At 65.9% G+C, this 23,964-nt stretch carries 22 protein-coding genes; 7 read left to right on the forward strand and 15 right to left on the reverse strand.

What is annotated here, in order from left to right; genetic code table 11:
• Positions 1–81: 81 nt before the first annotated feature.
• Positions 82–858 (reverse strand): acyl-[acyl-carrier-protein] thioesterase, encoded by a 777-nt coding sequence (locus RMCN_RS05240; RefSeq protein ID WP_067387700.1) that lies wholly within the window; start codon positions 856–858, stop codon positions 82–84.
• A gap of 131 nt (positions 859–989) precedes the next feature.
• Here RMCN_RS05240 and ramB point away from each other — a divergent pair, with 131 nt between their 5' ends.
• Entirely contained in the window at positions 990–2,417 is a 1,428-nt protein-coding gene (ramB, locus tag RMCN_RS05245; RefSeq protein WP_067387701.1) for an acetate metabolism transcriptional regulator RamB, read from the forward strand.
• Positions 2,418–2,445: 28 nt separating this feature from the next.
• On the forward strand, positions 2,446–2,997 hold the full coding sequence (locus RMCN_RS05250; protein WP_067387702.1) for a carboxymuconolactone decarboxylase family protein: 552 nt from the start codon (positions 2,446–2,448) through the stop codon (positions 2,995–2,997).
• On the opposite strand, the gene RMCN_RS05255 is transcribed toward RMCN_RS05250, so the two are convergent.
• Genes RMCN_RS05255 through RMCN_RS05270 form a run of 4 tightly spaced genes read right to left on the reverse strand, consistent with a single transcriptional unit; the run spans position 2,994 to position 8,037 of the window.
• The gene (locus RMCN_RS05255) at positions 2,994–3,284 is read right to left on the reverse strand and encodes a hypothetical protein (RefSeq protein ID WP_082680703.1); all 291 of its coding nucleotides are present in this window, start codon (positions 3,282–3,284) and stop codon (positions 2,994–2,996) included. The genes RMCN_RS05250 and RMCN_RS05255 overlap by 4 nt on opposite strands.
• 20 nt (positions 3,285–3,304) lie before the next feature.
• The gene (gene lpdA, locus RMCN_RS05260) at positions 3,305–4,699 is read right to left on the reverse strand and encodes a dihydrolipoyl dehydrogenase (RefSeq protein WP_067387703.1); all 1,395 of its coding nucleotides are present in this window, start codon (positions 4,697–4,699) and stop codon (positions 3,305–3,307) included.
• A 9-nt stretch (positions 4,700–4,708) separates the two neighbouring features.
• On the reverse strand, positions 4,709–7,621 hold the full coding sequence (locus RMCN_RS05265) for an MMPL/RND family transporter (RefSeq protein ID WP_067387704.1): 2,913 nt from the start codon (positions 7,619–7,621) through the stop codon (positions 4,709–4,711).
• Positions 7,618–8,037, reverse strand: coding sequence for an MmpS family transport accessory protein (locus tag RMCN_RS05270; RefSeq protein ID WP_064416526.1), 420 nt, complete (start codon positions 8,035–8,037; stop codon positions 7,618–7,620). Before RMCN_RS05270 ends, RMCN_RS05265 begins: the two co-directional genes overlap by 4 nt.
• A gap of 189 nt (positions 8,038–8,226) precedes the next feature.
• On the opposite strand from RMCN_RS05270, the gene RMCN_RS05275 reads away from it, so the two are divergent.
• Complete coding sequence (locus RMCN_RS05275; RefSeq protein WP_234787576.1) at positions 8,227–8,904, forward strand: TetR/AcrR family transcriptional regulator; 678 nt, start codon at positions 8,227–8,229, stop codon at positions 8,902–8,904.
• 8 nt (positions 8,905–8,912) lie between these two features.
• Here the strand turns inward: RMCN_RS05275 and RMCN_RS05280 are convergent, their stop codons facing one another.
• The 4 genes from RMCN_RS05280 to adh all read right to left on the reverse strand — a co-directional run bounded on the left by RMCN_RS05280 (position 8,913) and on the right by adh (position 11,813).
• Positions 8,913–9,398, reverse strand: coding sequence for a hypothetical protein (locus tag RMCN_RS05280; RefSeq protein ID WP_067387705.1), 486 nt, complete (start codon positions 9,396–9,398; stop codon positions 8,913–8,915).
• Complete coding sequence (locus RMCN_RS05285; RefSeq protein WP_064399728.1) at positions 9,391–9,669, reverse strand: putative holin; 279 nt, start codon at positions 9,667–9,669, stop codon at positions 9,391–9,393. Before RMCN_RS05285 ends, RMCN_RS05280 begins: the two co-directional genes overlap by 8 nt.
• 36 nt (positions 9,670–9,705) lie before the next feature.
• Positions 9,706–10,170 carry a DUF779 domain-containing protein gene (locus RMCN_RS05290; RefSeq protein ID WP_067387706.1) on the reverse strand — a complete coding sequence of 155 codons (465 nt, stop codon included), beginning with the start codon at positions 10,168–10,170 and terminating at the stop codon, positions 9,706–9,708.
• 119 nt (positions 10,171–10,289) lie between these two features.
• On the reverse strand, positions 10,290–11,813 hold the full coding sequence (gene adh / locus RMCN_RS05295) for an aldehyde dehydrogenase (RefSeq protein WP_067387707.1): 1,524 nt from the start codon (positions 11,811–11,813) through the stop codon (positions 10,290–10,292).
• Positions 11,814–11,976: 163 nt separating this feature from the next.
• On the opposite strand from adh, the gene RMCN_RS05300 reads away from it, so the two are divergent.
• Entirely contained in the window at positions 11,977–13,464 is a 1,488-nt protein-coding gene (locus tag RMCN_RS05300; protein WP_067387708.1) for an MFS transporter, read from the forward strand.
• Here the strand turns inward: RMCN_RS05300 and RMCN_RS05305 are convergent.
• Positions 13,454–14,329, reverse strand: coding sequence for a phytanoyl-CoA dioxygenase family protein (locus tag RMCN_RS05305; RefSeq protein WP_067387709.1), 876 nt, complete (start codon positions 14,327–14,329; stop codon positions 13,454–13,456). The genes RMCN_RS05300 and RMCN_RS05305 overlap by 11 nt on opposite strands.
• A 260-nt stretch (positions 14,330–14,589) precedes the next feature.
• On the opposite strand from RMCN_RS05305, the gene RMCN_RS05310 reads away from it, so the two are divergent.
• On the forward strand, positions 14,590–16,587 hold the full coding sequence (locus RMCN_RS05310; RefSeq protein WP_084377157.1) for a prolyl oligopeptidase family serine peptidase: 1,998 nt from the start codon (positions 14,590–14,592) through the stop codon (positions 16,585–16,587).
• Here the strand turns inward: RMCN_RS05310 and RMCN_RS05315 are convergent.
• Positions 16,580–17,836: a Dyp-type peroxidase gene (locus RMCN_RS05315; protein WP_067387710.1), complete on the reverse strand. Its 1,257-nt coding sequence runs from the start codon at positions 17,834–17,836 to the stop codon at positions 16,580–16,582. The two genes, RMCN_RS05310 and RMCN_RS05315, sit on opposite strands and share 8 nt — an antisense overlap.
• A complete protein-coding gene (locus RMCN_RS05320) occupies positions 17,833–18,765 on the reverse strand; it encodes an EfeM/EfeO family lipoprotein (protein ID WP_067387711.1) in 933 nt (310 codons plus the stop codon). Before RMCN_RS05320 ends, RMCN_RS05315 begins: the two co-directional genes overlap by 4 nt.
• Before the next feature lie 262 nt (positions 18,766–19,027).
• Between RMCN_RS05320 and RMCN_RS05325 the strand changes: the two genes are divergently transcribed.
• Positions 19,028–19,711 carry a hypothetical protein gene (locus RMCN_RS05325; RefSeq protein ID WP_067387712.1) on the forward strand — a complete coding sequence of 228 codons (684 nt, stop codon included), beginning with the start codon at positions 19,028–19,030 and terminating at the stop codon, positions 19,709–19,711.
• Here RMCN_RS05325 and RMCN_RS05330 read toward each other — a convergent pair.
• The gene (locus RMCN_RS05330) at positions 19,684–21,027 is read right to left on the reverse strand and encodes a cytochrome P450 (protein ID WP_067387713.1); all 1,344 of its coding nucleotides are present in this window, start codon (positions 21,025–21,027) and stop codon (positions 19,684–19,686) included. The two genes, RMCN_RS05325 and RMCN_RS05330, sit on opposite strands and share 28 nt — an antisense overlap.
• A 41-nt stretch (positions 21,028–21,068) precedes the next feature.
• On the opposite strand from RMCN_RS05330, the gene RMCN_RS05335 reads away from it, so the two are divergent.
• Positions 21,069–21,983, forward strand: coding sequence for a crotonase/enoyl-CoA hydratase family protein (locus tag RMCN_RS05335; RefSeq protein ID WP_067387714.1), 915 nt, complete (start codon positions 21,069–21,071; stop codon positions 21,981–21,983).
• Here RMCN_RS05335 and RMCN_RS05340 read toward each other — a convergent pair.
• A complete protein-coding gene (locus RMCN_RS05340; protein WP_067387715.1) occupies positions 21,963–22,952 on the reverse strand; it encodes a DUF2889 domain-containing protein in 990 nt (329 codons plus the stop codon). The two genes, RMCN_RS05335 and RMCN_RS05340, sit on opposite strands and share 21 nt — an antisense overlap.
• A gap of 28 nt (positions 22,953–22,980) precedes the next feature.
• Complete coding sequence (locus RMCN_RS05345) at positions 22,981–23,826, reverse strand: hypothetical protein (RefSeq protein WP_067387726.1); 846 nt, start codon at positions 23,824–23,826, stop codon at positions 22,981–22,983.
• Positions 23,827–23,964 lie beyond the last annotated feature (138 nt).

The raw sequence follows: 23,964 nt of genomic DNA on the forward strand, positions 1-23,964 counted from the left end.
TCCGCTTGACCGGTTCAGAAGTTACTGAGGAGTAGCGGATAGCCGCAGGTCAGTACGCCCGTACTGTTAAACGGGCGATGATCAGAGATTGAAGATCGATGCGACGGCCTTGGCCTCGTCGCCGACCGCATATGTGAGCGTTGTAACAGTGCGGTCCGTCAGCTCCGGGCCGAATTTGTCCGTCGAACCCGGCGGATAGGTGTGGCTGAGGATCTCCATCTTGTCGCCCAGGGCCACCGCGGCGTCGTGTTCGATCGTCGCGCGCAACGGGTACCGAGCCAACTCCGGATGGTGGTGCAGGTAGTCCTCGATCACCGACCAGTACACCGCGTTGTTCATGTGGTCGACGATGTCGATGTCGCTGACCCGTGTGGGAAACTCGCGGATCTCGTCGGCGTCCTCGCGGCTGCCGGCCGACAGGTAGGCCTTCCACCGCAGCCGGTCGACGTCGGTCGTGCGCCGCAACCCCTCGAGGAAGTCATCGGATATGCGCGCCGGTCCCTGCGTCTCGCGATTGATGTTGATCCAGAACGCCTCGGATTCGATCAGGCCGCCCTTTCGCCCGTCGATGCGTACCCGCATCTCGCACCACCGGTTCGACGTGCCCGAACACCAACGGCGCAACCGCAGGATGTCCTGGAACTCGATCGGGCGGATCATGTCGATCATCGTGCGGCGAACGATCCACAGCGGATGGGTCTCCTGGAAACCCAGTTGGCGCAGCTGGTCGGATCCGATGTCCTGGATGTGACGCGTCGCGGCGTCGAATTTGAGCCGGCCTTCGCGGTCCACGTCGGCGACCCGCAGCGGCCACTCGATGTCGAAGACGTCGGGGTGCGGATCAGGGACGGGCATCATGGTCTTGGCCAGCCCGTGCGCTGAGCTCGCCCCCGATGCCCGCTTCGTACTCACGTCCGCCGATCCTGCCACAGCGGCCGATCTGCCAACAATGCGAAGACTACCTTTGCATCGTTGCTACGCTGGTTGACGTGGCGAAAACGTTTGTCGGCTCACGGGTTCGGCAACTTCGCAGCGAGCGCGGGTTCAGCCAGGCGGCGCTCGCCCAGATGCTCGACATCTCGCCGAGCTACCTCAACCAGATCGAGCACGACGTGCGGCCGCTGACCGTGGCCGTCCTGCTGCGCATCACCGAGGTGTTCGGGGTCGACGCGACATTCTTCGCCTCCGAGGACGACACCCGTCTGGTCGCGGAGCTTCGCGAAGTCACCCTCGACCGTGACCTCGATATCGACGTCGATCTGGCCGAAATCGCGGATATGGTGGCCGCGCACCCCAATCTGGCCCGCGCGATGGTCAACCTGCACCGGCGCTACCAGCTGACCACCACCCGGCTGGCGGCGGCCACCGAGGACAGGTTCGCCGCAGGCGGCGGCTTCAGTTCGGGTTCGGGCGCGATCACCATGCCGCACGAGGAAGTACGCGACTACTTCTACGAACGCCAGAACTATCTGCACGAACTCGATACCGCGGCCGAAGACCTCACCACCCGCATGCGGATGCAGCGCTCGGAGCTCGCGCGTCAACTGTCGGACCGACTGACGATGGTGCACGGCGTGCGCATCGTGCACCGCATGGACCTCGGGGAATCGGTTTTGCACCGCTACGACCCCGAGAGGAAGACCCTCGAGCTCAACAACCATCTCTCGTCCGGGCAGACCGTGTTCAAGATGGCCGTCGAACTGGCGTATCTGGAATTCGGCGGCCTCATCGACAAGCTCGTCGACGAGGGCAAGTTCACCAGCGACGAGTCGACGCGGCTGGCGCGACTGGGTCTCGCCAACTACTTCGCCGCCGCAATGGTGTTGCCGTACGCGCAGTTTCACGATGTCGCGGAGAACTTCCGCTACGACGTCGAGCGGCTCTCAGGGTTCTACTCGGTGAGCTACGAGACGATCGCCCACCGGCTCTCGACACTGCAGCGGCCGTCGATGCGCGGTGTGCCGCTGTCCTTCGTACGTGTCGATCGCGCGGGCAACATGTCAAAGCGCCAGTCCGCCACCGGTTTCCACTTCTCCTCCAGCGGAGGAACCTGCCCGCTCTGGAACGTCTACGAGACGTTCGCCAACCCCGGCAAGATCTTGGTGCAGGTCGCGCAGATGCCCGACGGGCGCAACTACCTGTGGGTGGCCCGCACCGTCGAGCGGCGCGCGCAGCGCTACGGCCAGCCCGGTAAGACGTTCGCGATCGGCCTGGGCTGCGAGCTGCGCCACGCGCATCGACTGGTGTATTCGGAGGGGCTCGACCTGTCCGGGGAGGTGTCGACGCCGATCGGCGCCGGTTGCCGGGTATGCGAACGCGACAACTGCCCGCAACGCGCCTTCCCCGCGCTCGGCCGTGCGCTCGACATCAACGAGCACCGCAGCACCGTCTCGCCCTACCTGGTACGTCGACCCTGATGACAGGTCCACACGTAGACTCGCTGTGATGAGCGCACCCGAGTCGGCACGTATCGCGCCAGGTGGATTCAAGGAACTCGGCCCGGTGAACTGGGCCATCGCCAAGCTCGGCGCCCGCGCGATCAGGGCACCCCGGTTCAGCCTCTTCAATGTGCTTGGCCAACACCGGCTTCTGTTCCTGGCGTGGTTGCCGTACAGCGGCGTGCTGCTCGGCATGCTGAGCAAACTGTCGGTGCAGGACGCCGAGACCGTCATCCTGCGCGTCGGGCATCTGCGCGACTGCGAGTACGAACTGCAGCAGCACCGCCGCCTGGCCCGTACCCGCGGGATCGGCCCGGACGTCCAGAAGAAGATCTTCGAGGGCCCCGACGCCGACGGGTTGACCGACCGCCAGCGCGCGCTGATCACCGCCACCGACGAGTTCGTCGTGACCCGCGGCGTCTCACCCGAGACGTGGGCCGTGTTGGCGCGGCACCTGACCAAACCGCAGCTGATCGAGTTCTGCATGCTGGCCGCGCAGTACGACGGGCTGGCGGCGACGATCACCACTTTGAAAGTGCCGCTGGACTTCCCGGACTAGAGGTACGTGATCCCCAGCACGATCAGCGACAGCAGCACCGGGGAGACCGGCAGCGCGCACAGGAACGCCGCCCACACCTCGCTCCTGCGCTGATACGCCCGCCAGCCCAGCCAGCCGACCGCGCCGCCCACGACGAACGACACCGCGGCCACCACCAGTACCCAGGTGCTGACGTTCGACGTCGAGGTGGCGAAGGAGATTCCGGCCAGCCAGAGGATATGGCCGATCACCAAGCCGCCGATGCCGGCGACCCACAATGCCCTCGCCGTGCTGGATGTCTGGACCACGCTGCTGTGTCGACCCCGGCTCAGAAGTTGATCATGTGGCCGAGCAGCCCGTGGAAGCACTCCTGCAGGGCTTCGGACATGGTCGGGTGCGTGTGCACGTTGCGCGCGAGTTCGGTTGCGGTGAGGTCCCACTTCTGGGCCAGCGTCAGCTCGGGCAGCAGTTCGGAGACGTCGTGGCCGATCAGGTGGCCGCCGATCAACTCGCCGTACTTGCCGTCGGCGATCAGCTTGACGAAGCCGCTCGGATCGCCCGCGCCGTGCGCCTTGGCGTTGGCGGTGAACGGGAACTTGGCGACCTTGACGTCGTAACCCTCTTCGCGGGCCTGCTCCTCGGTGAGCCCGAAGCTGGCGACCTGCGGCTGACAGAACGTCGCCCGCGGCAGCATCCGGTAGTCCCCGAGCGGCAGAGTCTCTGCGCCGGCGATGGTTTCGGCGGCGATGACACCCTGCGCCTCGGCCACGTGCGCCAACTGCAACTTACCGGTCACGTCGCCGATCGCGTAGATGTGCGGCACGCTGGTGCGCATGTAGTCGTCGATGTCGATCGCTTTGCGCTCGGTGATCCCGACGCCCGTGTTGTCCAGCCCGTAGCCCTCCAGGTTGGGCGCGAAACCGATTGCCTGGAGCACCTTTTCGGCCTTTATGTCCTCCGACTTGCCGTCCTTGCTGACGGACACGGTGACGTCGTCACCGCTGTCTTTGATCGACTCCACCTTGGTTCCGGTCAACACCTTGACGCCCAGTTTCTTGAACTGCTTCTCGATCTCCTTGGAGACCTCGGCGTCCTCGTTGGGCAGCGCGCGGGGCAGGAACTCGACGATCGTGACGTCGACGCCGTAGTTCTTCATCACGTAGCCGAACTCCATGCCGATGGCACCGGCGCCGGCGATGACGATCGAGGACGGCAGCTCGCGCGTCATGATGAGTTCTTCGTAGGTGACCACGTTTTCGGACAGCGACGTGCCGGGAACCAGACGGGTGCTGCTGCCGGTGGCGATGATGATGTTGTCGAATTCGACCGTCTCGGTGCCGCCTTCGTTCAGGTCGACCTCGAGCGTGTGATCGTCTTTGAACTTGCCGTAGCCGTGGATCTCGGTGATCTTGTTCTTCTTCATCAGATAGTGCACACCGGCGACGCGGCCGTCGGCGATCTTGCGGCTGCGGTCGAAGGCGGCGCCGTAGTCGAACGTCGCCTCCCCGTTGATGCCGAACTGCTTGGCTTCCTTGGTGAAGATGTGCGCGAGCTCGGCATTGCGCAGCAGCGCCTTGGACGGGATGCACCCGACGTTGAGGCAGACGCCGCCCCAGTACTTGGGTTCGACGATGGCGGTGTTCAGTCCGAGCTGCGCGGCACGGATGGCCGCGACGTACCCGCCGGGACCTGCTCCGAGAACGACGACGTCATAGTGGGTCACGCCCCCACACTAATGGGCGTCGGCGAACGGTCCGCCATGTCCTGCGGGATCGCGTTGGATCGGCTGGGGCCACGGCGCCGGGCGCGGACGTTGACGCACCTGCAGCGGCCACCAGAACCATCGTCCGAGCAGCGTGGCCACCGACGGCGTCATCAATCCCCTGATCACGAACGTGTCGAACATCAGGCCCAGGGCGATGGTGGTGCCGACCTGGCCGATGACGATCAGGTCGCTGACCGCCATCGTGGCCATGGTGAAGGCGAACACCAGCCCGGCGGCCGTGACGACGGGACCGCTGCCTGCCATGGCGCGGATGGTGCCGGTGCGCAGCCCCGCGTGCACTTCCTCCTTCATCCTCGACACCAGCAGCAGGTTGTAGTCCGCGCCGACGGCCACCAGCACGATGATCGCCATCGGCAGGACCATCCAGTGCAGGGGGATGCCGATGATGTGCTGCCACAGCACCACTGACATCCCGAATGCGGTGCCCAGGCTGAGCGCCACGGTTCCGACGATGACCAGGGCGGCGACCAGCGCTCGGGTGATGACCATCATGATGACGAGGATCAGCAGGAGCGCCGCCGTGACCGCGATCAGCAGGTCGTAGTCGGCGCCCTGCTGCATGTCGTCGAACATCGCCGCGGCGCCGCCGACGTAGATCCACGACCCTTCCAGCGGTGTGCCCTTGATCGCCGCGGCCGCGGCCTTCTTGAGCGGTTCGATCCGCGAAATGCCTTCCTCGGTCAGCGGATCGCCCTGGTGGATGATCGTGAACCGGACGGCGTGTCCGTCCGGCGACATCATCAGGTCCATACCGCGGATGAAGTCGGCGTTGGTGAACGCTTCCGGCGGGACGTAGAAGGAATCGTCGTTGAGGGCTTCGTCGAACGCCTCCCCCATCGCCGCGCTGTCCTCCTGCTGTTCCATCGTCTGGTCCTGCTGCGCCTTCTGGACCTGATATTGGTTCAGCATCATCTGGCGCTGGTTCTTCATCGACTGAATCATCCCGGGCATCACCGCGGTCATCTCCAGCGTCAGGTCGGCCATCCGGTTGATGTCAGGAACCATGGCCTGGAAGTCGTCGGACATGGTCGAGATGCCGTCGAGGCTATTGAAGATGGAACGCAGCGACCAGCAGACCGGGATGTTGAAACAGTGTGGCTCCCAGTAGAAGTAGTTGCGCATCGGGCGGAAGAAGTCATCGAAATTGGCGATGTTGTCGCGCACTTCCTGCACCGTCAGCGAGGTGTCGGTCATCTTGTCGGCCATACTTCGCGACACCACGGACAGCTCGCGGGTGATCGCGTTCATCTTCTCCATCGACTCGATGGTGTGCGCCATCTCGTCGGCCTGGGCCATGATGTTGTCGATGACGCCCTGTTGGTAGTCGTTGGACATCAGCTGGCCGACGCCCTGCTGGCCGATCATGTAGGGGATCGTCGTGTGTTCGATCGGTTTGCCGTCGGGTCGGGTGATGGCCTGCACCTGGGCGATTCCCTCAACCTTGGCCAGGGCCTTCGCGATCTTGTCGATCATCAGGAACCCCGCCGGGTTGCGCAGGTCCCGGTCGGTCTCGACCATCAGCACATCCGGGTTCATCCGGGCCTCGGAGAAGTGCCGGGTCGCGGCCGCGTAACCGATGTTGGCCGAGATGTCGTCGGGCAGATACAGCCGGTCGTTGTAGCTCGTGTGGTAGCTGGGCAGCGCGAGCAAGCCGACCAGGCACGCCGCGACAGCCACCACCACGAACGCACCCGGCCAGCGGACGGTCGAGGTGCCGATCCGCCGCCACGCCCGGGCCGAGGACTGGGTCCTGGGTTCGAGAATGCGGCCGAACCGGCTGACCACCGAGATCAGCGCGGGACCGAACGTCAAGGCCACCACGATGCCGAACACCATCGCCGCGCCCATCGGATAGCCCATGCTCTGGAAGTAGGGCAGTCGGGTGAAGTTCAGACAGAAGGTGGCTCCCGCGATGGTCAACCCGGACGCCGCCACGACGTGGGCGGTTCCGTGAAACATCGTGTAGTACGCCGATTCTCGGTCCTCACCGGATCGGCGTGCCTCCTGGTACCGGCCGACCAGGAAGATTCCGTAGTCGACCGCGGTGGCGATGGTCAAGGTGACCACCAGGTTCGTGGCGAAGGTCGTCAGGCCAAAGACGTTGTGGTAGCCCAAAAATGAGATCAACCCGCGCGCGCCCAGCAGGCCCATCGCCAGCATGCTGAGCAGCACCAGTGTCGTGGCGACGGACCGGTAGATCACCAACAGCATGACGACGATGACGCCGAACGTGAGCAACTCGATGGTCCGCATGCTCTTGTCGCCGACGGCGTTCTGATCTGTCGTCGTCGCCGCGGCCCCGGTGACGTAAACCCCGACACCGGGGGGTGTCGGGTGTTTTGCGACGATGTCGCGCACGGCGCGCACCGACTCGTTGGCCAATCTCTCGCCCTGATCGCCGGCGATGTACACCTGGGTGTAGGCGGCCTTACCGTCGACGCTTTGGGCGCCCGCCGCGGTGAACGAGTCAGACCACAGATCCTGCACATACTGCACATGTGCGGTGTCGGCGCGCAGGTCACGCACCATCTGTTCGTAGAACTCGAGCGCCTCGACGCCCAGCTTCTTCTCGCCCTCGAGCACGACCATGACCGAGCTGCTGGTGTCGTATTCCTCGAACGTGGTGCCGACGCGCTTCATTGCGATCATCGACGGCGCATCCTGCGGGCTCATCGACACCGCGCGCTGCTTGCCGACCACTTCCAGCTGCGGCACCGCAGTGTTGAGGAAGCCGATGATGACGACCCAACCCACGATGATCGGCAGAGCGAAAAGGCGGATCAACCGCGGAAGCCACGGACGTTTCGGCCGGGCGATCGGGCTGGGGTTCGTCGGCGCGTCGTCGACCGATGTGCTCATGCGGATTTCACCAGACAAAACGTCTGAGCGTTCACACCCTGAGCCGTCTTCTCATCCTTGAGCTCGTCGTCCACGGTGATCCGGCAGCCGATGGACTGGCCGTCGGTCTGGGCGATGACGTTCGGTGCTACCGACGGCGCTGTGGTCTGCAACGTCAGCGACCACGGCAGACTCACGCTTCCCGCGCGCACGGGCTTGCCGTCCAGGTCCAGGTAGTTGACCACGGCGGTGCCCGAACCGAACACCTCGTAGGTCACGACCTTCGGGATGAACTTCTCCGCGGTGTCGGCACCGATCGGAGTCTTCAGGGCGGGCTCGGCACCGAAGACACCCCGGAAGTTCGACACGGCGAGCACGCCCGCGGATACGGCGATCACGATCATGGTCGGGAGCCAGAGACGCGTGAGAAGCTTCATGACCGCAGCGCCAACGGGCCGGCACCAGCGCGTACCAGTAGTGCGGGAACTCGATCGACGGGAGTCAATGTGCGGGCCTTCCGGCGTTGTGACGACCCCGGGCTCAAGGGGCGCGATGCTCAGCCAAGCTAAACGAACGAAGCGGACAAGGTCAATCCGCTTTTCTGTGGAGCGCATTACACTCGGCCGATGGACGTGGGTGAGATGGAGTCGCGGGGCCTCGACCACCGCCCGCTGCGCAAAGACGCTGAACGCAACCGCACCCGCGTTCTGCAAGCGGCCCGGGAGTTGTTCGCCGCAAAGGGCTTGGATCCCAACCTCAATGACGTCGCCCGGCATGCAGGGGTGGGGGTGGGAACGGTGTACCGGCGGTTCGCCACCAAAGACGAACTGCTCGAGGCGATATTCGTCGACGGTCTGGACCAGATGACCGCCTTGGCCGAATCCGCGCTGCAGCATGACGATCCGTGGGACGGCTTCGTGTGGTTCGTCGAGCAGCTGTGCGCCATGACCGCTACCGACCGGGGCTTGCGCGAAATCGCGTTCAGCAAAGCCTACGGTGGTGAGCGCGTGGTGGCGGCACAGGAACGTCTTCACCCGGTCGCCGTGCAGGTCGTCGAGCGAGCGCAGAACGACGGCCGTCTACGGTCGGACATCTCCCATACCGACCTGCCTCTGCTCAGCCTGCTCGCCGGTATGGTCAGCGAGTTCGCCGGACACGTGAACACCGATCTGTGGCGTCGCTACGTCGGAATTCTGTTGGACGGTATGCGTTCCCACGCCGACAACGAACCGTTGCCCGTGCGCGCGCTGGACGATCAGGGCCTCGAGGCGGCGATGCGGACGTGGGAGCCGACCGGCCGCTGAAGCGCGGGTCAGTAGGGGATGACCCCCGCAAAACACCGAGCGGCCCACTCGCAGAAGTACAGACCGTGCAGGACCGCTGCACCCGCGACCGCTCCGAACGGCGCGGACATCACCGCGATCGCAAGCGCGGACACCGGTGGCCTGTCCGGCACCATCGCAAGGAGCAGGCCCGCCACCGTCGACGTGACCACGAAGACCAGCGCGACGAAGACCGGCGCCGTCTTGTCCATCGAGTGGTACCACCAGTGGTACAGACCCCATCCCGCCACCGCGGCGATCAGCCAGACCCCCGCGACGACGAGCACGAACATCCAGCGTTTGAGGTACTGGTAGTTGCCGGGAACCACCACGGGCTGCGCCGGGACAGGTACTGGCTCGGACGGGTGTTCGGCGACGGCCGTTGTGCCCAACACTGCCTGGAACTCACCCGTGGTGAACGTCGGGGTGTAGGGCTCCGTCGGATCGCCGGGCAGCGTCTCGGTGGTCTCAGGCACCGTGCACCGCCTGGATCGCCACCAGCACGCCGAACCAGCCGGGCGCAACGCCGAGTAGGAAGGCACCGGCGGTCGTCACCCACCGCCGACCCGACACCAGGATCGCCAGCATGCCGAGCGCGGCAGGTACGCCAACGACGAGCGCGACGACGACGTCGGGGCGGATGGGCGCGTCGATCACCAGCGTGGCGGCGACCCCCAGGATCAGCCCCACTGCCGTACCGACCAGCAACGCGCTGGTCAGTACCCATGCACGGGGAAGCGGTATCACGCCTGAAAGGCTACGCGGACAGCGCCTTCGGCCCGCTCACCCGCCCGGCGCGTCAGGTATCGGACAGGCATCGATTGGATTACCGACGATGTGCGATACAGACGGCGGCGGTCGAATACCCCGCGCAAATTCCGCCCCGGTCGCAGGCGGCGTGGCGGCCAGTGCCTGCATCTCTTCCTCCGTGAACGCCCGCCCTCGGCTCAGGAATCGCACCCCTTCGGGCGCTTCGACGCTGAAGCCCCCGCCGCGGCCTTCGACGACGTCGATCACGAGTTGGGTGTGCTTCCACGCCTCGAACTGCGAACCGGAGATCCACACCGGCACCCCGCCGCCGACGTCGAGGATTGCCAGAAGCACGTCGCGGTCGCCCACGATGAATTCTCCGTCGGGGTAGCACATCGGCGAGGACCCGTCGCAGCAGCCGCCGGACTGGTGAAACATCAGCGCGCCGTGCTTGTCCTGCAACTTGGCCAACAACTCGGCCGCGGCCGTGGTGATCAATGCCCGATGCGGCGGCGAGTGCGCCGAGTGCTGTCGCGCCGAGTGCGCCGAACGTGGGTTACCCGCACGTGAAAGTTCAGTTTGGTGTGCGGGTAATCCACGTTCGCGCCGGGGCATGATCAGAAGAAACCCTGCGCCTTGTCGCTGTAGGACACCAGCAGGTTCTTCGTCTGCTGGTAGTGGTCGAGCATCATCCTGTGGTTCTCGCGGCCGATACCGGACTGCTTGTAACCGCCGAACGCCGCGTGCGCCGGATACGCGTGGTAGCAATTCGTCCACACCCGGCCCGCCTTGATGTCGCGACCGGCACGGTAGGCGGTGTTGCCGTCGCGACTCCACACGCCGGCACCCAACCCGTACAGGGTGTCGTTGGCGATGGAGATCGCGTCGTCGTAATCGGTGAACGAGGTGACCGCGACGACGGGCCCGAAGATCTCCTCCTGGAAGATCCGCATCTTGTTGTTGCCCTCGAAGATCGTCGGTTGGACGTAAAAACCGCCGGACAGGTCGCCGCCGAGTTCGGCGCGCTCGCCGCCGGTGACGACGCGGGCACCTTCGTCCTTACCGATCGCGATGTAGGACAACACCTTTTCGAGCTGGTCGTTGGAGGCCTGCGATCCGATCATGGTCTCGGTATCCAGCGGATCGCCCTGCCGCACGGCCTTGGTGCGGATCGCGGCCAGTTCCAGGAACTCGTCGTAGATGTCGGCCTGGATCAGGCTGCGCGACGGACATGTGCACACCTCGCCCTGGTTGAGGGCGAACATCGTGAACCCTTCGAGCGCCTTGTCCTGGTAGTCGTCAGCGGCGGCCATCACGTCGGAGAAGAAGATGTTGGGGCTCTTGCCGCCGAGCTCGAGCGTGACGGGGATCAGGTTCTGCGAGGCGTACTGCATGATCAGCCGGCCGGTGGTGGTCTCGCCGGTGAACGCGATCTTGGCGATGCGATTGCTCGACGCCAGCGGCTTGCCGGCCTCGAACCCGAACCCGTTGACGACGTTGAGCACACCTGCGGGCAGCAGGTCGCCGATCAGGCTCATCAGATACAGGATCGACGCCGGCGTCTGCTCGGCCGGTTTGAGCACGACGGCGTTGCCGGCGGCCAACGCGGGGGCCAGCTTCCACGTCGCCATCAGGATCGGGAAGTTCCACGGAATGATCTGCCCGACCACGCCGAGCGGTTCGTGGAAGTGGTAGGCGACGGTGTCGTCGTCGATCTGGGACAGCGAACCCTCCTGCGCCCGGATCGCTCCCGCGAAGTAGCGGAAGTGGTCGACGGCCAGTGGCAGGTCGGCGTTCAGTGTCTCGCGGATGGGTTTGCCGTTGTCCCATGATTCCGCGAGCGCCAGGGATTCGAGATTGGCCTCGATGCGGTCGGCGATCTTGTTGAGGATGACGGCGCGCTCCCCCGCGGCTGTCTTGCCCCATGCGGTGGCCGCGCCGTGTGCGGCGTCCAGCGCCGCCTCGATATCGGTCTCGTTGGAGCGCGCGACCTCGCAGAACGGCTGGCCCGTCACCGGCGTCGGGTTCTCGAAGTACTCACCGGAGGCCGGCGCCACCCACTCTCCCCCGATGAAATTGCCGTAGCGCGACTCGAACGACATCAGGGCATCGGCGGCACCCGGGCGGGCGTAAACGGTCATCGTGTCCTCCTCGTTGAGACATCTGGCGAGACCTGTGACAGCCGGGCGCCGTCGGTGACGGGCGGCGGACCGTCGGTCTCTCGCATCATGGCCGATTGTGCTCGCGATCACATCGGTGCGCCAGCGTGCCCCTACCGTGCCTCGCGGCCTCCACAATGGTCGCGTGGATCCGTCATCGACGGTCGGGCACCGCGCGTCCGGTTCGCGGCCCTCGACAGGCTACGGATTCGTGTTGCTGGCGGTGACGTTGGCGATCAGCGATTTCACGATCGCCGACGCCGTCATCCCCTCGCTGGTACGGGATCTCGGTTTGTCCGTGGCCGATCTCGGCCTGGCGTTCACGGCATACTTCGCCGCCGCGGCGGCGTTCATGGTCCTGTTCGGCAGGCTCGGTGACGTCCTCGGACGACGCCTCGTGCTCCTCGTCTCCACCGCTCTGTTCATCGCGGGAAGCGTGCTCAGCGGCATCGCATGGGATCTACCGTCCTTCTTCGGCGGCCGGGTGCTGTCCGGGTTGGCGTTGGCGGCGACCCTGCCGAACGGTCTCGGCGTGCTCAACACCCTGTTTGCGCAACGCGGGCCGCAGCGCGAGCGCGCCTTCGGCTTGTGGGCGGCGGCGATCGGGCTGGCGGCGGTGATCGGACCTCTTGTCGGCGGCGCGGCCGCAGCCACCGCGATCAGTTGGCGCTGGGCCTTTTTCGGATCGGCGCTACTCGGCGCGCTGGCCGCCGCCGGTATCGCCGCCACCCTGGCCGAGAACCCCCGCAAGCGCCTTGCCGACATCGACGTCTCGGGTGCGTTCCTGCTGGCGGCAAGCGCGGGCAGCCTGGCATTGGCCGTGGACCTCGGAGGCGGCTACGACGACCAAGTGCAGACGGCTATCGGGCTTTTCGGTGTCACGATCGCTGCCGCAGCGGTCTTCGCCGCAGTGCAACGCAGACGCATTCGCCGGCGACAGCAAACCATCGCCCCGCCACAGTTGTTCCGGTACAAGTCTTTTCGGTTGGCCACGTTCAGTTCTGCGTTCATGTCCATCGGCGACACCGGATTCCAACTGGCCCTGCCGCTGGTCCTGGGGTTCGTTCTCGGGGTCGGCCAACTGGGTGTCGGCGTCGTCCTGGCCTGCTACGGCGCAGGGGCGGTACTCAGCGGCCCGGCGGCCGCGGCGCTTGCCAAGCGACTCGATGACCGCACGGTGGCCAGGTACGCCCTTGCTGCGCTGCCACTTCTGCTGATCGGGCTGATCGGGCTGCTCTCTGAAGAGACACCGCTGGTCGCCGTCGGAGCGGTGCTGGTCGCCTATGGAGTGGCTTGGGGTGTCGCCTACGCACGCCTGGTGAACATGTCGTACTACGAAGTGCCCGAACAGGACTCAGCGGTTGCGGGCGGCGTTCAGAGTGCGCTGCGGCTAATGGCCGGAGCCCTGGGCGCGGGTGTGTTGACGGCCGTCTTCAGCGGGGTGGCCGGCCGCTCGGCGCTGGACGCGGCCATGCCGTCGCATTCGCGCCTCACACCTTCGTCGGACACTTCTGCGCTCGCGACGGCACTGTCGACAGGAGCCCAGGCGACGATCGCCGTCGCAGCCGCCATCACGGCCGTCGCGCTCATCATCGCCTTTCGGCTGCCCGAACAGCCCACCGTCAGATCGTGAGCGGCCGCTCCAAACGGTCGCGAACCGAGTCGAGGAACGGATGCTCCTCCGAACCAAGGTAATCGGCGGGCGGACGCCAATCGATCCGACCCATCTTGCCCGCGAACAACCCGTAGCCGATGAGTTCGCCGAGTCGCGGATCCAGCCGTCGCACCAATTCCCGAGGAATGCTCAGCTGCTGATTGATCTGCTGCCGCAAAAACCCTGCGCAGTAGTTGACGGTGAGAGCGGGCCGCGGGCTGTTCGTCCGGTTGGCGCCGGCCGTATGCCACAGGCTGCCGTTCCACACCAGGGCGTCACCGGCCGCCATCTGCACCGGAGTGCTCGGCGGATATGGCTCCGAAGGCATCGCTGCCAGCCGGTGGGTGCCAGGGACGACGCGCGTCGCGCCGTTCTCATCGGTGAAGTCGCACAGCGCGATCAGCGCGTTGCAGAGCAGCGGTTGGTGTGGCCGCGGAATCGGATACATCTCGTCGTCGCAGTGCAGCCGCTGCTCGACCGCCCCTGGCAGCTGGTTGCTCGTCATGAACCACGACAGCAGGCAGTCCCGCCCGAGGACACCCTCGATGATCGGCAACAACCGCGGGTTGGTGGGCAGCGCTTCGTATCGGGCGCCGTGCAGCAGCAGGTTGTCGATCCGGACCCAGTCATGATCAGCGCCGTTGAGCGGCTTCTGTCCCGGGCGGGGAAAGCCCTTGACGACGGTGTTCGAGTTGGCGATCACCGTCGGTAGTTCACGCTCGAGCCGACGCGTATCGCTCAGATAACCGTCGACCGCGGCATCGTCGAGGACTCCCCTGACGACGGTGTAGCCGAGTTCTTCGATCTCACCGACGTGTCGAGCGGTCGATGAGTCGTCGGCCATCAGGACGGCAGCAGGTCGATTTCCTGCTGAACCTCTTCTTCTCGAACCTCATCGGTGTCGACGATCTGCGGGTCGGCCATGACGACCTCCTTCGGCAAGACGAAAGGTTGACCAGGTCATGATCACTCACGCTGGGCGCTGATGCGGCGCATTCGGACAGAAAATTGACTCTGCCGCAAGTCGGGATCCAGACGGCCGTCACACCCGGCACGGGAACACCGGCTGAATCGCTCGGACACCGGACCGCGACAATAGGTCGCGTGGATGAGGACCCCTATCTGTGGCTCGAGGACATCACCGGTGACGACGCGCTGAACTGGGTGCGCAAGCACAACGAGCCGACGATCGCGCGCTTCGGCGGTGAGCGCTTCGAGCAGATGCGACGCGAGGCGCTGGAGGTACTCGACACCGACGCGCGCATCCCCTATGTCCGCAGGCGGGGTGACCATCTGTACAACTTCTGGCGCGACGCGGACCACCCGCGAGGTCTGTGGCGGCGCACGACGCTGGACAGCTACCGCACCGAGCAGCCGGAGTGGGACGTCCTGATCGATCTCGACGCGCTCGCCGACGAAGACGACGAGAACTGGGTGTGGGCCGGCGCCGACGTGCTCGAGCCCGACTTCTCCCTCGCGCTCGTCGAACTGTCCCGCGGTGGCGCCGATGCCACCGTCGTTCGCGAATTCGACATGGACACACGGCAGTTCGGCACAGACGGCTTTGCGCTTCCCGAGGCGAAGTCGAGCGTCACCTGGCAGGACCGCGATACCGTGCTGGTGGGCACCGACTTCGGGCCGGGCTCGTTGACCGACTCCGGCTATCCCCGCATCGTGAAACGCTGGCGGCGCGGACAACCGCTCGCCGATGCTCAGACCCTGTTCGAGGGGGAGGCCGCCGACGTCAGCGTCGGTTGCGGCTACGACGCGACGCCGGGGTTCGAGCGGTTGCTGATCACACGATCGTTCGACTTCTTCAACCGCGAGCGTTACGAGTTGCGCGGCGAAACACTGATGCCCATCGACGTGCCCACCGACGCCGGGATCTCCGTACACCGCGAGTGGCTGTTGGTCCGGCCACGCACAGATTGGACCGTGGGCTCGACGACGTATCGCGCCGGCTCCCTGCTTGCCGCGAAGTACCTTGAATACCTCGACGGTGCAAGGGATCTGCAGGTGGTGTTCGAGCCCGACGAGCACTCCAGCCTGGAGGACTACGCGTGGACGCGGGACCGCCTGATCCTCGTCACGCTCGTCGATGTGGTCAGCCACGTCGAGGTCGTGACGCCCGGAGCCTGGCAGCGAGCCGCGATTCCGGGGATACCGCCCAACACCAACACGGTGCTGGTCGACGCCGACGAATACGGCGACGAGATCTTCGTCGACTCCAGCGGTTTCGACACCCCGTCGCGGCTGTTGTGGGGGGTGGCCGGCGGCACCGTCGCGGAGGTCAAACGCGCGCCGTCGTTCTTCGACGCGGCCGACCTGCAGGTGGAGCAGTTCTTCGTCGCCTCCGACGACGGCACCATGATCCCCTATTTCGTTGTGGGCCACCGCTACAACCAAGCACCGGGCCCCACACTGCTGGGTGGGTACGGCGGCTTCGAGGTGGCCAACACGCCAAGCTACGCCGGCGTGTTGGGCCGGCTGTGGTTGAGCCGTGGTGGCACGTACGTGTTGGCGAACATCCGCGGCGGAGGGGAGTACGGGCCGACGTGGCACACGCAGGCGATGCGTGAGAACCGGCACCTCGTCTACGAGGATTTCGCCGCTGTGGCACGCGATCTGGTCGCGCGCGGTATAACCACCGTCGAGCAACTCGGCGCACAAGGCGGAAGCAATGGCGGCCTGTTGATGGGCGTGATGCTGACGCGGTACCCGGAACTGTTCGGCGCGTTGGTGTGCAGTGTGCCGCTACTCGACATGCGACGGTTCCACCTTCTGCTCGCGGGCGCCTCCTGGATGGCCGAGTACGGAGATCCCGACGATCCCGACGATTGGGAGTTCATCTCGAAATACTCGCCATATCAGAATATTTCGGCGGACCGCCGGTACCCGCCCGTGCTGATCACCACGTCGACTCGGGACGACCGTGTGCACCCCGGACACGCCCGCAAGATGACTGCGGCCCTGGAGGATGCGGGCCATCCGGTCTACTACTACGAGAACATCGAGGGCGGTCACGCGGGCGCGGCCGACAACGCCCAGACCGCGTTCCGTTCGGCGTTGATCTACGAGTTCCTGTGGTCGATGCTCAGCTGAACAGCTGATCGCCGAGGAACCGGTCCGGTCCGGTGACTCCCGGCAGGATGAAGAAGAAACCTCCGCCCACCGGAAGGATGTATTCCTCGAGCGGTTCGCCGGCGAGGCGGCGCTGGACGGTCAAAAAGCCCTTCTCCAGGCTGCGCTGATAGGCGATGAAGGCCAAACCCTGGTCCAGCCGGCCCGCCCCGTCGAAACCGCGGGAGTAGTTGAAGCCTCTTCGCAGGATCAGGTTCTCATCCGTCTCCGGTGTTCGGGGGTTCGCCAGCCGAATGTGGGCCGTGAGCGGAATTCGCTTGCCGTCCGGGTCTTCTGGATAGTCGGGATCGGTGAATTCGCCGCTGAGCCCGAGTGGTGCGCCGCTGACCTTGCTGCGTCCGATCAGCGCCTCCTGCTCGACGAGCTGGGTGCGGTCCCAGAACTCGACGAACATGCGGATGATGCGGATCGCCTGATACGAGCCGCCGACGGCCCACTCCGGTTCGCCGTCCTGCGGGCCCACCCAGACGTGGCGGTCCATGACGGCGCCGTCGTCGACGTCGAGGTTGGACGTCCCATCCTTGAAGCCCAACAGGTTTCGCGGCGTAGCCGCTTCCGATGTCCGCCCGGCGCCGATGCCCCGGGCGTACCCGTCGATCATCCACCGCATCACCAGATCGCTGCGGGTGCGGCGCATCAGCTGGCGCAGCGCGAAGATGACGGTGTCGCTGTGCCCGGCCTCGATGACGATCGACAGATCACCGTACGACAGTTTGGGATCCAGCCGGTCGTTGGCCAGAAACGGCATCGTGACCAGTTCCCTGGGCTTGCGATCGGCCAGCCCGAACCGGTCGTCGAACAGCGACGCGCCCACCCCGACCACGACCGACAGGTTGTCGGCGGGAGGCTGCTCGCCGAGGATGCCGGAGTCGACGGGCGGGTACTCCGGGTCGCGCACTTCCGGCGGTCTGCCCGCCATCAGCCCGCGGATCTCTTCGGTGAGTTCCTGGAGGGTGCGCTTGAGGCCGTCGCGATCCTTCGACAACACGTTGAACGAGGCGATCAGCCCCTGTTCGGGGATGGGCAGTGCGGTGATGCCGGTTTGGTGGGTTCCTTCGAACGGGACGAGCGCACCCGCGGTCGCAGGCGGCGGAGCGTCGTCCTGCTTCGAGCACCCGGCGAGGGCCGCACCGGCACCCACCGCGGCACCCGTGCCCAGCGCGCCGGTGATGAAGCCCCGGCGCGAGAGACCCGAGTGACCTTCCGTCACTTCAGTTTCAGCACTCCCGACACCTGCGACAGGTTCTCCGACAGCCCGGCGAGTTCGGCCTTGAGCTTGTCGATGACGTCCGGTGTCACGGTGACCTCGGGGCAGCGCGGCGACGGGTAGGGGTCATTCTCGGTGCAGAACAACACCCAGCCGTCACCGCGACGCAGCGGACGCATCGTGTCGAACACCGAGTTGAGTCCCGCTTCGATCTTGCCCAGCAGCGCCGGATCGGCTTGTACCAGAGCAGCACTCAACGTGTTGACGGCGTCGCGCGAGCCCTGCAGGTTGGCGTCGAAGTCCCACAGATCGGTCTTGGAGTAGCGGTCCTCCTCGCCGGTGATCTTGCCTTCGGACACCTCTTCGATCAGCTCGGCCGCACCGTTGGAAACGTCGATCGGCTTCACCTCGACCGCCGGGAACTGCGCCTTCAGGTCGGCGACGTCCTTGTCGAGTTGGTCGGCGAACGGTGCCCCGCCCTCGGTGGTGTTCTTCTCGAACAGCAGGAACTCGAGGCGATGCCACCCGGTGAACTTCGGGTCGTCGACACCGGCGAAGTCGTCCACGCGGGCGTCTATCTTGCCGTCGATCTCCTCGACAAGGCCGGCGATGGGCTCGATGCGTTCCCACGGGAGGCGGGACGGCGCGTACGCGTCCTGGGCGGCCTTGAGGTCTCCGGCGCGCACGGCATCGGTGAAGACCTTGACCACGCGCTGAAGTTCGTCGATGTTGCTCTGTGCGTAGGCCTTGTAGTCGGCCGCGGCTTTGTCGAGGATCGCGGGATCGACCGCGGGAGCGGCGCTGGTGGTCTCGGCCGCGGTTTCAGCGGCAGATGTCGTACCACTGCCGGAAGACGAGCTCTCGTTCGAGCATCCGGACAAGATCAGGCCGACGATGGCGATGGGGGTTGCCCAGGCAAGATACCGGTTCATTAGCACCTCGAAGTTAGGAGAGGCTGAACATAGCACTTCTGGCTGGTCAGAGGGGAGGCAAGCCTAAATCGGGGGCGTCGGTGTCGGATGCGCCGACGGTCGCCGAACGCCTCGACGCGATAATCGGCGCGATGTGGTGTCGAACGAGCGCCGTGGGCGGTGTCTTGGCGGTCGTCGCCTCCAGCCTGATAGCTGGATGCGGCGACGCTACGGAACCGACGACTCAGCCAGGAACCGATCAGGCCGGCCCTCGGAGGCCTCTTTGACAAATGACACCGCACTGACGATCTACGAGTTATTGTTCTTCGGCGGCGTTGCCATCGGCCTTATCGGCATGCTCGCAACGGCTTTCGTTCGGAAGGTTCGGCATGCACGCCGCCTCTATTGGTGCAGTTGGTTGGCGGCGGGCACCCTTATGGCTCTGGCGACGTTGGACCGTGGGTTGGCTTCTGCATGCCTAGTCGCGGTGGCGGCAGGGGCGTTCGCGTTGATGTACGCATACCTTCGCACCCCTTATGTGAAGCTCGGTGACCGCATCGTCGCTTACACCATCCCCGATAGTCGGCCGGATCCTCTGGAGAACGGGAGTGAGCCACCGGCTGCACCCGTACCCCCCGATTCGTACAACAACTACCTCACGGCTGCGAAGCTGTGGTGGACGCTAGTCGTGATGACGTGCGCCGTCGGATACGCCGGCATCGCGCTTGGGCTGACCGCCGCCACGATCGGGCTGGGAGCGTTCACGGCGGTGATGTGCGCTCTCATCGGGCTTATGGATGCCCGACAGGGCTTTTCCCCCGCCCGACGCCAATTCGTTCAATTCTGCGTTCTAGTCATCGCGTCGTTTCCTATGTTCCTTATACCGCCGCTCGCCTATCTGGCGGCGTACTGGGCGGCGGGCGGATCCTTCCAGCTCACCTACCGCTCGGAAGACGACACGGACTGACTCGCACGCCGCGCGCCGAACTCCAGCGTCATCTGGTTCAACGTCATCGGCAGCGGTCGCTCGGGCACGGGCTTCGGCTCCGAGGTCAGGTCGAGCTCCAATGCCGAGAACATCTGCGCCAGCAGCGTGCTCGTCACCAGCAGAACGAGATTGCGTCCCGGGCACTCGGCCGGCCCCGCCGAGAATGGCACCAGCTGCGGATGGTTCTTCGCGGTCCCGTCGAGCCAGATCTGCGGTGAGAACGAATGCGCAAACGGCAGCAGTTCGTCGTCGCGGTGGAAGGCCGGCGTGACGATCATTAGTCCCGCACCTTTTGCGACGGTCGACCCGTCAGCCCACCGGGTCTCTTCGGTTGTGTCACGCAGGATCGTCGGCGTGGTCGGCCACAACCGCACCGACTCCAGCACGCAGCCGCGAAGATAGGGCCGCACCGCAACCCGGTCGGGTTCTGCTGCGTCCTCGACGGCGAGCGCCCGCTCGCTCGGATGCGTGGCCAACAGCGCCATCACCCTCAACGACGCCATACCTGCGGCGTCGAATGCGAAGATCCACTGCGGCATCTGACCGACCGGATCCACCGCTCCACTCGACGGTGTCTGGGCGACGACGGCTGCGAGGCTTCCCGGCTCGGGGTCTTCGACGTAGCGATACAGCCCCTCGAGGAATTTCGCGCGAGCGCGATAGTGCGGCAGCGACAGAAACGACCAGTTGCCCGCCTTCCGCAATCGCATCAGCGCGTCGGTGATCAGCTCGTCGTCTCGCGCGCGGTCGCCGAGCACCAGTCGGCGCACGATGCGCCACCACGTCGTCATGAACCGCGCTGAATCCAGGCTCCCGCGGGCGGCGGCGTCTGCGACCAGCTCGCGCGCTTCCTCGGCGACGACGCGCGTGAACGGCTCCGCGAGACGGTGCACCTCGACTCCGCTGTCGAGCGCGGCCTCATTGAATTCACGGCGCTGCTGTCGGATCGGCCCCTGCGAGATCAGCACGCCATGCGGCTGAAACCGCTGCAGCGCCTTACGCTTCTCGGTGTTCGCGGGGTGAAACGGTGTAGGCGCTTCCGCGAGCACCCTTCCCACGTCCTCCGGGTCCAAAATCACCACCATGCGCCGCCCCGGAAGCGCCAATTCCACGGGCCCACGCCCGAATTCGCGTCGTAGCCGTTGCATGCGCAGCAGGGCCCGCGAGTCGGCCTGCGCGGCTTCCAAGGCCCGGATGACCGGTCGGCGCCGGGAAATGACGCCGGCGGCGATGGATGCCGCACCGAGGTCGAGCAGCGTCGTGGCAGCACGAGCGCCGGTCACTCGTTTCGTCACCGCCCTCGTTTACCCGGCGCCTTCTCTGCCAAACTTAGGCCATGACGCCGCCAGAATCGGGGCAGCAGTTCGAGACCTTGCTGTATTCCGCCGAACCACCCGTTGCCACCATCACCCTCAACCGACCCGACCACCTCAACACCATCGTTCCGCCGATGCCGGACGAGATCGAGAAGGCCATCGGTGTGGCCGAGCGGGATCCCGCCGTCAAGGTGATCGTGCTGCGCGGTGCTGGGCGCGCGTTCTCTGGCGGCTACGACTTCGGCGGCGGCTTCACGCACTGGGGCGAAGCGATGAACACCGGCGGCCGTTGGGATCCGGGTAAGGACTTCGCCATGGTCAGTGCCCGCGAAACCGGGCCCACCCAGAAGTTCATGGCGATCTGGCGGGCATCCAAGCCGGTGATCGCCCAGGTGCACGGCTGGTGTGTGGGCGGCGCGAGCGACTACGCGCTGTGCGCCGACCTCGTTATCGCCAGCGACGACGCGGTCATAGGCACTCCCTACGCCCGCATGTGGGGTGCCTACCTCACCGGGATGTGGCTGTACCGGCTGAGCCTGGCGAAGGTGAAGTGGCACTCGTTGACCGGTGAGCCGCTGACCGGAAAGGAAGCCGCCGCAGTCGAACTCATCAACGAGTCGGTGCCGTTCGAGAACCTCGAGGCCCGCGTCAAAGAGATCGCGCTGAAGCTGGCCGCGATTCCGCTGTCGCAACTACAGGCGCAGAAGCTGATCGTCAACCAGGCTTACGAGAACATGGGCCTGGCCTCCACGCAGACCCTCGGCGGTATCCTCGACGGGCTGATGCGCAATACCCCCGACGCGCTGTCCTTCATCGAAACCGCTGCGGCGCAGGGGGTTCGGTCTGCCGTCGAGCAGCGCGACGGCCCATGGGGCGACTACAGCCAAGCCCCGCCGGACAAGCGGCCCGACCCGTCACACGTCATCGAGCCCTGAGCGCAGCTCGAACAGTGCCTCGAGGTCGCCGACCGCGCGCAGCGTGTCGTTGAGATGGGTGCATGTGCTGGTGCCGACGAACTCTGCCCGGACCCGGTCGCGAACCTCGACGAGCCGCATCCCCTGCGCCCGTTGCGCGCTCCCGATCGCGCCCGGGCATTCCTGCCACGGTAGGACGCGGACGTCGGCACTGATCGCGGCGATGGTGCGCGTCGCAACGTCGACCGCGCCGGCGAGCGTGTATTCGTGCACGATCGTCTCGACCCCGTCACCGTCGACATGGGAGTCGCGGAAGTGCGCATCGAAGCGGGCCACACCCTGGAGCTCCGGCAGCAGGTCGAGTCGCCGTAGCCGCCGCATCCCGTGTGCGCGAAGGGGTTCGACGGCGTGCATGCCATCGATGTCGATCGGCGGGGCCTGCGGCCCGTGCACCGAAGGGATGGTGCCGAGGCGTCGCCCGTAGCCCACGAGCGATGCCTCGGGCGCGAAACCCGCACAGATACCGGCCATGCGATCGGCGGTGCCGGGCGGCAACTTCTCCTCGGCACCGGCGACGATCGCCGCGTGCTGCAGCGCATAACCCGAGACCAGCGCCGCACCGACCCAGTCGTCGAGCAGCAGGTGCAGCAGGCTCGATCGCCGGACCTCCTCTCCCAGCAGTTCACCGACCGTGGACCGAAAGCCCGGACCGACCCGCTTACCGACGAGGTGATCGAGCCGGTCGTCGCCGGGAACGGCGGCGATCTTCGCGATGGTCCGGTCGGCCAGGTGGGCGCGCACAGCGATCTCGTCGAGCACGTCCACCCCACCGCGCCGGACGACGTCACGAGCCCTCAGGTCGACGTCGGAATCAGCGGCGCCATCGGGATGCGTGTCAATGGTGCTGGTCCGCCGCAGGGCGCCCGCCTCCAACGGTGGCCACGTCGTGACGGGACGCTGCGGGCCCACGATGTCGGTGACGAACGGCATGGCTCGACGGTAGCAATGCCGAGGTGGGCTAAACGTCGCGTCGCCGCAACCCGCCGAGCATCGCCACGAGCACGCCGAACACCACCAGCACTCCACCTGCGGCCAATGTCAGGTTCAGCCAGTGGTGCAGGCTGTCCTCGGCGTGGGCCACCATCACGTCGGCTACCACTCGGATGTCCCCGGACAGTCGGTTCAACGCGTCGTTGACAGAGCGACGCGCCACCTCCAGGCCCGCCCACCCGGCGGCACCCACCAGGAGCGCCGAAACACCCAGGGCGGCAAGGGCTCTGCCGCGGCTGCGGGCCGCCGCGAGCGTCAACAGCGCGAACACCCCGGTGAGGATGCTCGCGCCGATACCGACCCACGGTCCCCACGTCGACGCGCGCTTGAGTTGACCGGGCCGCCAGTCCTTCGAGATCGACACGGGGACCGGAAGCGATTCGGGGGTGGCGACGCCGACGTTGCCCAGCGTCTTTCGGAACGACTCGTCGGCGAGCATCGGGCCGAGGTCGAGGATCCACTGGTCGGTGCCCTCGACCTGCTGGGCCGCGTCGGTGAACATCCACCGGTGACCGACGGTGTTGGCCAGGGCGAACTGTTCGGGGAACGTCGGGTTCGCGGTGTAGGCCGAGGCCACCCCGCTGATGACGGTGTTGTCCACGTCGTAGCTGTTGTCGCCCAGGTACGACGTGACTTCGGTGGCCAGCACCCCCGCCATCGCCTTCTGCAGTTGCGGGTCCTCGGCGGCTGATTGCGCCAGCGCTGCGTATCCGCCCTCGTCGACCACATTGCGCTGCGCCCACATGGTCGGGACGGCGACGGCCAGCAACGCCGTCGTGACGAGCCACAAGAAGACCGTCACCACCACGCGCACGCGCATCCTCCTACCCGAAACTGCGGTTTCTGACACGAACCGCGAGGCGGTTTCAAGCGATCGATGCAATAGCGGGTGGTTTGGACGGATTCGAGAGTAGTTCGTCGAGCGCTTCTGCCGGGGTTTTCCAGCCCAGGG

The sequence above is a fragment of the Mycolicibacterium novocastrense genome (assembly GCF_001570485.1).
GTDB classification, from domain to species: domain Bacteria; phylum Actinomycetota; class Actinomycetes; order Mycobacteriales; family Mycobacteriaceae; genus Mycobacterium; species Mycobacterium novocastrense.

Coding starts and splice junctions, on each gene's coding strand:
- RMCN_RS05240 (WP_067387700.1), bottom strand. CDS start 858: ATGATGCCCGTCCCTGATCCGCACCCCGACGTCTTCGACATCGAGTGG.
- RMCN_RS05250 (WP_067387702.1), top strand. CDS start 2,446: ATGAGCGCACCCGAGTCGGCACGTATCGCGCCAGGTGGATTCAAGGAA.
- RMCN_RS05265 (WP_067387704.1), bottom strand. CDS start 7,621: ATGAGCACATCGGTCGACGACGCGCCGACGAACCCCAGCCCGATCGCC.
- RMCN_RS05270 (WP_064416526.1), bottom strand. CDS start 8,037: ATGAAGCTTCTCACGCGTCTCTGGCTCCCGACCATGATCGTGATCGCC.
- RMCN_RS05275 (WP_234787576.1), top strand. CDS start 8,227: ATGGACGTGGGTGAGATGGAGTCGCGGGGCCTCGACCACCGCCCGCTG.
- adh (WP_067387707.1), bottom strand. CDS start 11,813: ATGACCGTTTACGCCCGCCCGGGTGCCGCCGATGCCCTGATGTCGTTC.
- RMCN_RS05305 (WP_067387709.1), bottom strand. CDS start 14,329: ATGGCCGACGACTCATCGACCGCTCGACACGTCGGTGAGATCGAAGAA.
- RMCN_RS05320 (WP_067387711.1), bottom strand. CDS start 18,765: ATGAACCGGTATCTTGCCTGGGCAACCCCCATCGCCATCGTCGGCCTG.
- RMCN_RS05335 (WP_067387714.1), top strand. CDS start 21,069: ATGACGCCGCCAGAATCGGGGCAGCAGTTCGAGACCTTGCTGTATTCC.
- RMCN_RS05340 (WP_067387715.1), bottom strand. CDS start 22,952: ATGCCGTTCGTCACCGACATCGTGGGCCCGCAGCGTCCCGTCACGACG.